This is a genomic window from uncultured Gemella sp. (genome assembly GCF_963525165.1).
GTDB lineage: Bacteria > Bacillota > Bacilli > Staphylococcales > Gemellaceae > Gemella.
The window spans coordinates 52,366-64,538 of record NZ_CAURJN010000008.1 but is presented as its reverse complement, the minus strand read 5'-3'; the positions used below and the strand labels follow the sequence as shown (position 1 = coordinate 64,538).

11 protein-coding genes are annotated in these 12,173 nt (G+C 29.2%); 10 read left to right on the top strand and 1 reads right to left on the bottom strand.

Annotation, left to right across the window (positions count from 1 at the left end; translation table 11 throughout):
* Positions 1-950 precede the first annotated feature (950 nt).
* The 4 genes from RWQ74_RS02860 (at position 951) to RWQ74_RS02845 (ending at position 5,413) form a co-directional block, all read left to right on the top strand.
* Entirely contained in the window at positions 951-1,880 is a 930-nt protein-coding gene (locus RWQ74_RS02860; RefSeq protein WP_314396617.1) for an XRE family transcriptional regulator, read from the top strand.
* Between the two features lie 226 nt (positions 1,881-2,106).
* The gene (locus RWQ74_RS02855; RefSeq protein ID WP_314396614.1) at positions 2,107-3,492 is read left to right on the top strand and encodes an ABC transporter permease; all 1,386 of its coding nucleotides are present in this window, start codon (positions 2,107-2,109) and stop codon (positions 3,490-3,492) included.
* A gap of 15 nt (positions 3,493-3,507) precedes the next feature.
* On the top strand, positions 3,508-4,767 hold the full coding sequence (locus RWQ74_RS02850; protein WP_314396612.1) for an FtsX-like permease family protein: 1,260 nt from the start codon (positions 3,508-3,510) through the stop codon (positions 4,765-4,767).
* 13 nt (positions 4,768-4,780) lie between these two features.
* Positions 4,781-5,413, top strand: a complete 633-nt coding sequence (locus RWQ74_RS02845; protein WP_314396610.1) for an ABC transporter ATP-binding protein — start codon at positions 4,781-4,783, stop codon at positions 5,411-5,413.
* Positions 5,414-5,488: 75 nt separating this feature from the next.
* On the opposite strand, the gene RWQ74_RS02840 is transcribed toward RWQ74_RS02845, so the two are convergent.
* A complete protein-coding gene (locus RWQ74_RS02840) occupies positions 5,489-5,947 on the bottom strand; it encodes a nucleoside 2-deoxyribosyltransferase (RefSeq protein WP_314396608.1) in 459 nt (152 codons plus the stop codon).
* Positions 5,948-6,264: 317 nt separating this feature from the next.
* On the opposite strand from RWQ74_RS02840, the gene RWQ74_RS02835 reads away from it, so the two are divergent.
* The 6 genes from RWQ74_RS02835 (at position 6,265) to RWQ74_RS02810 (ending at position 12,173) form a co-directional block, all read left to right on the top strand.
* Positions 6,265-6,444, top strand: a complete 180-nt coding sequence (locus RWQ74_RS02835; protein WP_314396606.1) for a hypothetical protein — start codon at positions 6,265-6,267, stop codon at positions 6,442-6,444.
* A gap of 138 nt (positions 6,445-6,582) precedes the next feature.
* The gene (locus tag RWQ74_RS02830) at positions 6,583-8,691 is read left to right on the top strand and encodes a DNA topoisomerase III (protein WP_314396605.1); all 2,109 of its coding nucleotides are present in this window, start codon (positions 6,583-6,585) and stop codon (positions 8,689-8,691) included.
* Between the two features lie 7 nt (positions 8,692-8,698).
* Entirely contained in the window at positions 8,699-9,961 is a 1,263-nt protein-coding gene (locus tag RWQ74_RS02825) for a DNA cytosine methyltransferase (protein ID WP_314396603.1), read from the top strand.
* Positions 9,951-10,799: an NgoPII family restriction endonuclease gene (locus RWQ74_RS02820; protein WP_314396601.1), complete on the top strand. Its 849-nt coding sequence runs from the start codon at positions 9,951-9,953 to the stop codon at positions 10,797-10,799. The genes RWQ74_RS02825 and RWQ74_RS02820 overlap by 11 nt, the downstream gene beginning before the upstream one ends.
* Before the next feature lie 93 nt (positions 10,800-10,892).
* Positions 10,893-11,573: a (d)CMP kinase gene (gene cmk, locus RWQ74_RS02815; RefSeq protein ID WP_314396599.1), complete on the top strand. Its 681-nt coding sequence runs from the start codon at positions 10,893-10,895 to the stop codon at positions 11,571-11,573.
* A 12-nt stretch (positions 11,574-11,585) separates the two neighbouring features.
* Positions 11,586-12,173, top strand: coding sequence for a lysophospholipid acyltransferase family protein (locus tag RWQ74_RS02810; RefSeq protein ID WP_314396597.1), 588 nt, complete (start codon positions 11,586-11,588; stop codon positions 12,171-12,173).

The following is a 12,173-nucleotide window of genomic DNA, read 5'->3' as shown; positions in this document are numbered from 1 at the left end:
AATCATGAGCTTTAAGCTCATGACCCTTCTCATCAGTCCTAAATTTTGGAGACCCATTTATAAAAGCAATGGTGAGATTAACGTTTTTACTCGTATGTTTCCCCTGAAAACCGAACGTTCAGTGTTTTAGTAAAAATAGTGTCACCTATGTCACTTCTTCTTAAATATAACTATTAAAATATCGAAAAGTGACAATTATATCACAATTCGTTATTTTATGTAAAATTGATGATATAATGATAATTGTCTATAAGAGTCCGTACTTATTATTCGCTACAAAACAATTGAAATATCATGTTAGCACTTTTGGTTGTTTTTTCGTTAACATGGATATTCTAGGGAAAATGTGGCTATAATCAATGTTTTATAGAGAAGAAGAAAAAGTTTATAAAAAGTAATTTTGTTGACTCGTATTTTAAATTTGTTTGAAAAAGTGTTTAAATAGATTTAAATTAACAAAATTGGAGAAAAAATGTATTATGTACCTAAATACAATTAAGTAAATAAATGATGAAAAAATATTGATTTTGAAGTTTATAAACTAAATTATATTATTATTCGGCGAAATATATAGGCATATAAAAAAGAGTAACTGTGTTGTGTTGTGTTGTCAGTTACTCTTTTTTTATTTTTCAGAAAAAAGATCTATAATAGATTACGGTTGAAGCATCATGGAGGTGACTCGACAAAATCGTGATTTCGTAGAAACAAGATATTGTTGAGTTCCCCCCACATAGCTTATTAGATATCTAAAAAGTTTTTATAAAACGAATTTAGATATCAATAAACCACTGCATCTATGAGTTATCATATACACTTTTTTAAATTTAGACCTTTTGGCTCAACCCCAAGTCGACATAATATCATGAAAAAATAAAATGTATTTCAACATTAGTTGTATGATTTATGTTATAATTATAACAAGACTAATTTAGGAGGCGGATACTTAAATGGACGATAAGAATATACATGGAAAAATCTTTAAAAAAATTAGAGAAGAGCGTAGAATCAAATTGAAAGATGCGGCTGGAAATGCTATATCAGCAAGAACTCTTATTAGATTTGAAGCTGATGAGACTAGCGTATCGTTAGAGGTTTTTGAACAATTATTGAGAAATATTGGTATATGTTATCAAGATTATTTTTCTGAGTATTTACCTCTTATTGAAGTAGATCAATCAGGATTTTTAAAAGAGGCTAATGCGTTGGAAAATGCGGGGAATTATTCAGCTGTCAAAACTCTGGCTATTAAAATTCTGGAAGGCGATAATATTTCTATGACAACGCGCTTATATATTGAACAATATTTAGGACTCTTCCAAGAAAAAATGATTCCTAAAATTATAACGGAAAATAGAAAAATTGTTTTAGACTATCTTCAAAACTTAGAAAAACATACAAAAAATGAACTACTGACATTGGCTTTAATGTTGAGAGTTTTGGGAGAAGATCAGATTTCTATTGAATTTATTCGTAGAATTATTGATGAGAATTTAAAGCCTGTTGGTGTCGGCGATATGTTTTCTGTTGATAAAGGGGAAAGGGCATTGCTTACTTTGCATAGTGCTATAGCGTTATTGTCTAGAAGGGGTTATGTAGAAGAAGCAGAGGGTAAATGTCTTAAAGCAATAGAATTGTTAAAGAGTAATTACTATAAGTTGACACACTTTAATTTTCATGCAAATGCCTTTTTCTTTATATTAGCTCAAATGCAATTGAAACTAAACAAACCTGAAGGGGTAGAATTAGCCAATAAGTGTATTCGCATTATTGATGCTCAAATTGAGTTGTATAATATGCAATCAGATATACATATTAGAGATAGCTTAGTTCGAAGTTTTTATGAACGTAATAAAACAGGAATTGATTTTGAGTTTTAGTAATCAATTTTCAATATAAAATATAGTTATAAAATAATAAAGTTCAAAACATGAGGGGAAAACCATTGATGTTTTGAACTTTTTTGTTTATAAGATTAGAAATATTTTTTTAAATTTATTTAAAATATATAAGTTATATTTTAAGTAAAAACGTTATCATATAATTATAACATGATAATAGTTATTAATACTATTTACATAAAAATAAATAAAAGAGGTGTAAATAATGTCGATTTTAAAAAAGGCATGGTTATATATAACCAGAAAAAGTTTTAAATCATTTGTTATATTTTTGATATTAGCTACTATGTCATCATTAATTTTAAGTACTATATCAATTAAAAAATCAACTGATGCTTTATCAAAAGAGACTTTTCAAAATATAACGAGTAGTTTTTCTATGGAGATAAATAGAAAGACAAATCAAGGGACTGCCAGAGGAGCTGGTAACTTAATAGGAGAGGATATTGAGAAGATAAAAAATCTTCCAGGAGTGAAGAAATATATCAAAAGAATGAACGTGAGTGCGGATCTAATTGACTTAGAGCCTTTAAAACTTGCGAATCATCAACAAGAAGAGAAAAACAATAAGCAAAGACAACTTTTCTCTAAAACGGTTATCGTAACTGGAACTAATGATTCTTCATTAGATGATAGATTCTCTGCAGAGACGTTAAAATTACAAGAGGGACGCCATTTAACTGATAATGATAAAAATTCTGTTCTAATCCATGAAGGTTTCGCTAAGAAGAATAAAGTTAAAGTTGGAGATAAGATTAAATTAAAAGGTAATCCAAATGACGCAGATAATGAGAAAAAATCTGATAAAGAAGTTGAAGTTACTGTAGTTGGTATTTTTGGAGGTCAGAATAAAGGTGCTACGTCTAGTCATATGGAACTTTATGATAATATTTTTATAGCTGATACTCAAACAACAAAAACTTTATACAACTATGAAGATGGTAAAGAAATTTATCAAGATGCAACATTCCTAGTTGATGGAAAAGATAAAGTTGATAGTATTATAAATGATGCTAAAAAGCTTCCTATTAATTGGAAACAGTATATGTTAGTTAAAAGTAATCAAAACTTCCCAGCTCTTCAACAATCATTAGACACAATTTATAGTCTAACTAATGGTGTATTCATAAGTACAATAGTCTTTAGTATAGTGATTCTGTCGCTAATATTATTCTTATGGATAAATAGTAGAAGAAAAGAAATCGGTGTAAGTTTAGCGATTGGTATGACTAAAGCGAGTATCATAGGACAATTTATTCTTGAGGTTTTATTAATTAGTATTCCAAGCTTTATTGCTTCATATTTCGTAGGAAGTGCAATTAGTCAAAATATCGGAAATCAGATACTACAACAATCTATTAAATCTGTAAGTAAAACTATTTCAAATCAAGCTAATGGAGTTAATCTAGGGGCTAATGCTGAGGTAGAGGGTGCAAATAAAATTATTACTGCGTTAGATGTAAGTGTTAGTATGGATAATATGCTGATAGTGGTACTTGTCGGTGTAGCAATAATTGTCATTGCTGTAGGGATTGCTTCTAGCAGATTAGCATATAGAAAACCTAAAGATTTATTATCTGATATTAATTAATGTAAGGAGAAATCGATGAGTATTTTTAATAGGGCATATCTTTATATTATTAGAAAAAAAGTTAGAAGTAGTATTTTGTTTTTAATAGTGACACTGATATCATTTTTCTTATTAAGTGATAGTGTTTTGAATACTACGGTAAATAATATTTCTAAAAATTTATATAAAGATGTTAATTTTGGATTTAATGTTGAAAGTGTAGATAAATCCAATAGAGAAATAGAAAAGGATACTTTGAAAAAAATTGAAGAATTAAAAGGAATAACTACGAAAAATTATATTTTTTTAAAACCAGTTACTGTTGAAGGAAAAAAGGTAGTCCAAGAAAATCAAAATATTACTTTAAATGATGAAATAAAAAATAATAGTAATTTAGTAATGTTGAATGGTATTACCGCTTCTAAAAGTAATATTGATTTTAAGAGTGAAGTTTTAAAATTGGAAAAGGGAAGACATATTGAAGAAAATGATAAGAATAAAATCATGATTCACGAAAAATTTGCCCAATTAAATAATGTTAATTTGGGTGATAAAATAAAATTATTACAAGAAGATAAAATTTTAGAATTGGAAGTTGTTGGAATCTACTCTGGTGAAAAGACTAATACCTTTAATGGCTTAAGCTCAGATTTTATTGAAAATACAGTTTATACTGATTATAAATCAAGTCAAGAATTATCAAATTTAATAGCTAATAATAAAGTCACTTCAGTAGAATATGGAGTTGAAGATCCAACTAAGTTAGAGGATGTAATTAAAAGTGTTGAGGATTTAGGACTAAATAACTTAATGGTATCTAAATCTAATAAAAATTATGAGCTTATTACATCATCAGTAGAGAGTATAACAAAAATAACTAATATGATAAGAATAGGTAGTGTTATAGTTGGAGTAGTTATACTATCATTAATATTAATGTTTTGGGTTCGTGAAAGAACTTACGAAATTGGAATTTTACTGTCGTTAGGAACTAGTAAAGTAAACCTGGTGTTACAATTTATAGTTGAGGTATTATTGGTAACAATATTTAGTCTAATGACTGCACTTGGTATAGAGATAGCGACTATCAAGTATTTAGCTAGCAATGTGGGAAGTATTTTTTCTGAGGAACTACCAAAATCAATAGCTGATGAATTAATGAAGATGTCTGTTAATGGAATAGATATTGTTAATTTAGTTATAGTAATGATAGCTATAGTGATTATTTCAGTAGTTGTGGCGTTATTACCAATCTTGAAGATGAAACCGAAGAAAATTTTAACGAATATTAATTAGTGAGGAATAAGAGATGTCGATTTTTAAATTGAAAAATGTAAGTTACTTATATGATAATAGTAAGTCAAAAGTTTTAAGTGGAATTACTTATAATTTTGAAGTAGGGAAGTTTTATGCGATAGTAGGTAAGTCAGGAGCAGGGAAATCAACTTTACTATCGTTATTAGCGGGATTAGATAGCCCTTCAAGTGGAGAGATATTATTCAATAATACAAATATTGAAAAAATAGGTTATAGTGAACATAGACGTAAAGATATTTCTTTAGTGTTTCAAAATTATAATTTAATTGATTATCTGACTCCATTAGAAAATCTAAAACTTGTTTCAAAAAATGCAAGTAAGGATATTCTATTAAAACTTGGATTAGAAGAAGAACATGTTAATCGAAATGTTATGAAGCTTTCTGGAGGGCAGCAACAACGTGTAGCTATTGCAAGAGCATTAGTATCTGAAGCACCTATAATTCTAGCTGACGAACCTACAGGGAACTTAGACGAAAATACTGCCGAAGAGATAATCGAAATCTTGAAAAAGGTAGCTGTAGAAAACAATAAATGTGTTATAGTTGTTACTCATAGTAATCAATTAGCGAGTGCTGCTGATGTAGTATTAGAGTTGAAAGATAAAAAGTTAAAAGTTAAATAAGTAAAAGCGAGATTGGCTTTAGAAATTGATTGTTTTAAATCAAAATTCTCAAGTTAATCTCGCTTATTTTATTAATTATAAGTGATTTTTTAAACAAAATAGTTTATCAAGTTCGTTTAGTGCTTCTTCAAAGCTATAAACAAGAGTTCCGTGTTTTAAAATTCCCCCAAGAACGTAATGATTCATTGCATAACTTGGAATATCATATTTGTTTGCTGATTTTAAGCGAATATCTGAATTTATAGCGATAATTTTTTTCTTAAGTGCAATTGCAATCCCTAACTCGACCATTACACCACTATCTTCATTTGTAACATCAGCTAAGAAGATATCACAATTTTCTACAGCGTGAGTGTCTCCGTTAAAAATATCTTCGGGTGTTGGTAATGTTTGTTTATCTTCGTTAAAAGGTTGTTCTATCGGATTAAAGACAGATAATCTTTCTCCAAATTTTTCTTTTAATAATTTTCCTTCTTTTAAACGTTGAGCTATTTCAGCTTCGTTAAATAGTGCACCTGCTAAATAAAGTTTCATAGAATAATCCTCCTTAGTTGTTATTTAAATTATAATATATATCTGCATGAATTTACAACTAAAGTATAAAGAAATTGATAGTGATTATTTATTTTATTAGTTATATTAAAGATAATCAATTATAATATATATGAAATGTTTTAAAATGAAAATCTATTAAGATATATATTTTACAGTTTTAAAGGTGAATCATTGACAGGTGTATAGATATATTATATAATGGAGTTAATAAAGAAATGGACGTGGTTCGTCCTACCTAAAAGCTCTTGTCTATACAGGGGCTTTTTTGCATGTTAAAGTGAGTGGGGAATAAGATTATGAAAAAATTTAATAATATAGATAGTCAAATAGAATTATTGAAATCTAGAAATTTAAGAATACTGAATGAAGAAAAAGCTAAAGAAAATCTAAAGTTATATGGTTATTATGAAATAGGAGTGCCTCCTACAATAATTGAATTTGATTTAGAAGAAATTTTTGATGTAACTTTGTATTAGTTGAAAATCAATTGAGACTGGTTTTTACATTTATAATCAATGCAGTATGTATCAACTTTCTAATTTTACTAGTTATTTTAAACTATTTCTATTATAATAATTATTGTAGTGAAGAATATATATGAGAGGAATTTATTGATGAAAAGTGTAGTACTTTGTGAAAAGCCTTCGGTTGCTCGTGATATTGCGAGGAATCTTGGTGCGAAAAATAATAAAAATGGTTGTCTTGAAGGGGATAAGTATGTAGTTACTTGGGCGCTTGGGCATTTAATTACCCTTCAAACACCTGATAGATATAAGGAATTTAATAATGTAAATTTAGAGAATTTACCGATGATTCCAAAGTTTATGAAAACAGAAATAATTAAGAAAACTTTTAAACAGTATAAAGTAGTTGAAAATGCTTTGAACAGGAAAGATGTTAATGAAGTTATCATTGCGACTGATGCAGGTCGTGAAGGGGAGCTTGTTGCTCGTTATATTATCGATAAGGCGAAATGCAATAAAAATGTAAAAAGACTTTGGATCTCATCTGTAACTGATAAGGCGATTAAAGATGGTTTTAGAAATTTAAAAGATGGTAAAGAGTATCTTGGCTTATATCATTCTGGTATAGCACGTGCTAATGCTGACTGGTTAGTTGGTATTAATGCATCAAGAGCGTTAACATTAAAGTATAATGCATCACTTAACTGTGGTCGTGTTCAAACTCCAACATTGCAGATGGTTTTTGAAAGAGAAGAAAAGATTAAACAGTTTAAACCAAAAGACTATTATACTTTTGAGGCGCAAATCGACGGCGTGAAATTCAGTTGTGGTAATAGTGAGTTTAATCTGGAAAAAGCAGAACAATTTATTAAAAAGAATATCAATAAAGAAATTAAATTCAATGAGGTTCAGAAGAAAGCTAAAACTTCATCAGCCAAACCTTTATACAATCTAACTGATATTCAACAAACTGCTAGTGCGTTATTCGGTATGTCACCGAAACAAACGTTAAATATTGTTCAAAGTTTGTATGAGAGACATAAGGTATTAACATATCCAAGAACGGACAGTAGATATTTAACTAGTGATATGAAAAATACTCTAAAAGATCGTATTCAAGCTATCGGTGGAGATTTTAGAGAAACTACTGCAAAATTACTTAAAGTAAAAGATTATAATACTAAGAAAATTATTAACAATGCAAAAGTTAGCGATCACCACGCTATTATTCCAACAGAGCAAAGACCTAATTACATGTCGATGTCAGATATGGAGACTAAAATATATAATTTAGTAGCGAAGAGATTTTTAGAGAATTTATTACCAGAGTATAAATACGAAGAGACTACGTATTCGTTTAATATTGAAAATAAAGTATTTTCTGCCAAAGGATTAAAAGCGATTCAAGAAGGATATAAAGAATTAAGTCGAGAAGAATTACAGGATAAAACTATAAATCTTCAAAATGGTAGTCACAAATTTGAAGCATTAGTTTATAATAAAAAGCAAACAACTCCACCAAGTTACTATACTGAAGGTACGCTAATTTATGCTATGGAGAATCCATTTGAGTTTGTTGAGGATGAGAATGAAAGAAAGATTCTTAAGGAGACTAATGGAATAGGTACTGTAGCAACACGTGCAGATATATTAGAGAAATTATTTACAAATGATTACTTAGTTTTAGATAGTGGTCGAATCAAAACTACAAACAAAGCGAAGCAGTTATTGAATCTAGTTCCAAAAAATCTTAAGAGTCCATCTTTAACTGCTGTTTGGGAGAAACAATTAGATAATATCGCTAGGAACAAACTTTCAAAAGATAAGTTTTTAAATGATGTTAAAGATTATACTAAATCATGTATTGCGGAAATTAAAGATAGTGAAGATAGATTTAAACACGATAACATTAGTGGAAAGAAATGTGAAGAATGTGATAGTTTTATGCTTGAAGTAGATAAAAAAGGTACTAAAATGCTAAAATGTTCTAATCCAAGCTGTCGCAATCGCAAGGTCATTAGTAGATTAACAAATCTTCGTTGTGATAATTGCCATAAGAAGATGACATTATTTGGTAATGGTGAAAATGCTACTTATCGTTGTCAATGTGGTAATTCATTAAAACAAAAAGAAGTTGATAAACGAATTAAATCTAGTAAAAAAGACAAAGCAAGTCGTGTAGACATGAAAAAATACATGAAACAAGAAAAATTAGAAAACAATGCTTTGGCAGGTTTAGCTGGATTGAAATTGAAATAATAAAGAGGTGATTAACATAGAAACTAGAAGAAAGTTGTCAAGAAAAGAAATAAACGATATTCTATTAGAGAAAATAAATGAAGAAAATATGAAAGTTATCCAAGAGGAAGATGAGAGAATACAGTTAAATAAGATTGAGTATAGGAAAAATAAGTTTAATGTAGTTTCTCTTTTTAGTGGAGCTGGGGGATTGGATTTAGGTGTTGAATTGGCAGGCTTGGCAAGTGTCTTAGGAGAAGACGTATTATCAAAATGTTATAATTCAACGAAAGAGGAGTTTGATAAAATTAGAGAAGAAGGTATTTTTAATACTATTTTTACGAATGATATGTTTAAAGAAGCTAATGAAACGTATCGAAATAATTTTTCAAATTCGATTATTAAACTTGAGAAAGATATAAGGAAGGTCGCTGAATTTCCTCGTTGTCAAGTTATGATTGGGGGATTTCCTTGTCCGGGGTTCTCAGAAGCAGGACCACGTTTGATAGATGATAAAAGAAATTTTCTTTATATTCATTTTATTCGTGCTTTAATGCAATCACAACCAGAATTCTTCATCGCTGAAAATGTTAAGGGAATGATGACTTTAGGTAAAGGAGAGGTGCTCCGCCAGATTATAGATGATTTTTCAGCTGCTGGATATACAGTATCTGCTCATTTGGTTAATGCAAGGGACTATGGTGTTCCACAATTAAGAGAACGTGTATTTTTAGTAGGGGTCCATAAAGAAAAGATTGAGAAGAAATATGGTTATAGGTATCAACTTCCCGAGAGTACGCATGATGCAAGAGAAAAAATAAATTTATTTTCTTCTAAAAAACCGTATTTAACACTAAAAGATGCAATAGGTGATTTAGTAGAAAATCCTGGGAGAATATATGAAGGTGACTATTCATCTATTTATATGAGTAGAAATAGAAAGAAAAGTTGGAATGAGCAAAGTTTTACTATTCAAGCATCAGGACGTCAAGCCCCACAACATCCTGGGGGGGAACCAATGAATAAAATAGATTCTAACAAATGGGAATTTAAAGGGATGCTTAATAGACGATTATCTATAAGAGAAATCGCTAGAATTCAAACGTTTCCAGATTGGTTTGAATTTTCTGATGGAAATAATGAAAAAATAAGCGAAAATAGTAAAGTTGATAAAATATATAAACAAATTGGTAATGCTGTTCCGGTATTACTTGCTAAGGCAATAACACAACCAATTGCTGATTTTATCTATAAAAACATACTTAAAGAGGAGGATAAAAATGACAACTAATGTTATCGATGCAATACTTAATATTATAAAAACAAATAACTTTTCTCTTCTAGACATATATATTAGTAATAATAGAGCAAATTCTATGGGATTAGCTTTAGAAAAGTATATTATGGATAGTTTTGCCAATACAATCCTAGAGAATGATGAGAAGATACGTAAAGAAAGATATTCACAAGTGTTTTCATATAAAGGTAATACTTCTAATCCACCAGATGCAATGATAAGAGATGGGATAGCTTTGGAAGTGAAAAAGATTGAATCAAAAAGCAATCAATTACAATTAAATAGTTCATATCCGAAATCTAAGCTGTTTCATGATAATCCAAGGTTAAGTAAAGGTGCAAAAAATGCAGAGAGCTGGGTTGAAAAAGACTTTATGTATGCAATAGGATTTGTAAAAGATAATTACTTAAAGGAGTTAGCTTTCATAGATGGTGAGGTTTATTGTGCGGATAAAGAAATATATGAAAATAATTTTGAAAGATTAAAGAAGAGTATTGTAGAAACAGAAGAATTTGAATTTTCTAAAACTAATGAATTAGGAAGGATAAATAGAATTGATCCATTGGGGATAACTAGTTTAAGATTAAGGGGAATGTGGCTTATCGATTCTCCTTTCACGGTATTCAAGGATATTTATAAAGAACAAAGAGGAGATAACTTTACTTTATTTGCATTAATGCCGACATATAAATATAAAAAATACGAAAATCGTAAAGAATTAGAAAAATTATGTTCTAAAGATAACTGTTTAACGATTTCTGATGAATTAATTGAAAATCCAAACAATCCTGTTCAGCTTATCGAGTGTAAGAAAATTGTATTTTCAAAATAGATATGTATATTAACTTTTTTCACTTTAATTCTAGTGTTTGAATCGAGACTATGCTATAATAAATAATGAAAAAATTTGTCTGAGAGGTAAATGATGAAATATGTATCGGTGGCTGTAGATGGGCCAGCAGGATCAGGAAAAAGTACAATAACAAAAATGGTAGCAAAGTCATTAGGATTCAACTATGTTGATACTGGTGCAATGTATAGAGCTTTAACGTATAATTTCTTATCTAATGGATTAGATGAATTAGAAGAAGAAAAAATTAAAGAATTATTAAATAAAATTGATTTCAGAGTTGAATATGTAGATGGTGTTCAATACGTTTATGTTAATGATGAGGAAGTAAGTGATAAGATTCGAACTGAAGAAGTATCGAAATTTACTTCGTTATTCGCTAAATCTCCAGCGGTGAGGGATTTTTTAATCGATACTCAAAGAAATCTAGCCAATACCAATAATATTATTATGGACGGTAGAGATATTGCGTCTGTAGTACTTCCGAATGCGGATGTTAAAATATTTTTAACGGCATCTGTTGAAGAAAGAGCGAGAAGAAGAGTATTGGATTTTGAACGTCAAGGTATTGCAAATGTAGACTTCGAAAAAGTAAAAGAAGACATTAAAGAGCGAGATTGGCAGGATGAAAATAGAGATATTGCACCACTTGTTAAGGTGGATTCTGCAATATTATTAGATACAACAAGTATGACTATTGATGAGGTTGTTGTGAAAATGACTGAATTGGTAAAAAGTGTAGAAAGTAGAAATTAGCAGGAGAGTACTATGTATAATTTTATTAGAAGTTTATTGGCGCTGTACTATAAGATTTTTTATAAAGTCACTATTATCAATAAAGAAAAAATAGAAAATGCTAAAGGTGTTGTAATTTCAGGAAATCATCTTAGTAATCATGATCCACTATTGTTCCCAGCATTTTTTGATAAAAAAATTCGTTTTATTGCGAAAGAAGAATTGTTTAAAATAATTTTTGTAAAACAGGCTTTGGAAGCTACAGGAGCAATTCCAATTAAGCGAGGAACGTTTGATAGAGCTGCGATTAATAATAGCATAAAATTGCTTAGAGAAGGTGAAGTTGTTGGGATTTTTCCTGAAGGAACGCGTTCACATTCGAAAGAATTAGATTTAGGGGAGTCTCACAATGGAGCATCATTCATAGCAACAAGAGCAAAAACTAAAATTATCCCATTTGCAATTATCCCTGATAAAAATTTCAGAATTTTTTCTAGTATTAAGATTGTAATTGGTGATGAAATTGATGCTGCTTCATTAAAAGAAGAAGGTAAGAGTCACGATGAGATTACTGCAATTTTAATGGAGAAAATTTCAGAGTTGATTGCAAAGGAGAAATAA

Coding starts and splice junctions, on each gene's coding strand:
- RWQ74_RS02860 (WP_314396617.1), top strand. CDS start 951: ATGGACGATAAGAATATACATGGAAAAATCTTTAAAAAAATTAGAGAA.
- cmk (WP_314396599.1), top strand. CDS start 10,893: ATGAAATATGTATCGGTGGCTGTAGATGGGCCAGCAGGATCAGGAAAA.
- RWQ74_RS02850 (WP_314396612.1), top strand. CDS start 3,508: ATGAGTATTTTTAATAGGGCATATCTTTATATTATTAGAAAAAAAGTT.
- RWQ74_RS02840 (WP_314396608.1), bottom strand. CDS start 5,947: ATGAAACTTTATTTAGCAGGTGCACTATTTAACGAAGCTGAAATAGCT.
- RWQ74_RS02845 (WP_314396610.1), top strand. CDS start 4,781: ATGTCGATTTTTAAATTGAAAAATGTAAGTTACTTATATGATAATAGT.
- RWQ74_RS02855 (WP_314396614.1), top strand. CDS start 2,107: ATGTCGATTTTAAAAAAGGCATGGTTATATATAACCAGAAAAAGTTTT.
- RWQ74_RS02835 (WP_314396606.1), top strand. CDS start 6,265: ATGAAAAAATTTAATAATATAGATAGTCAAATAGAATTATTGAAATCT.
- RWQ74_RS02830 (WP_314396605.1), top strand. CDS start 6,583: ATGAAAAGTGTAGTACTTTGTGAAAAGCCTTCGGTTGCTCGTGATATT.
- RWQ74_RS02820 (WP_314396601.1), top strand. CDS start 9,951: ATGACAACTAATGTTATCGATGCAATACTTAATATTATAAAAACAAAT.
- RWQ74_RS02810 (WP_314396597.1), top strand. CDS start 11,586: ATGTATAATTTTATTAGAAGTTTATTGGCGCTGTACTATAAGATTTTT.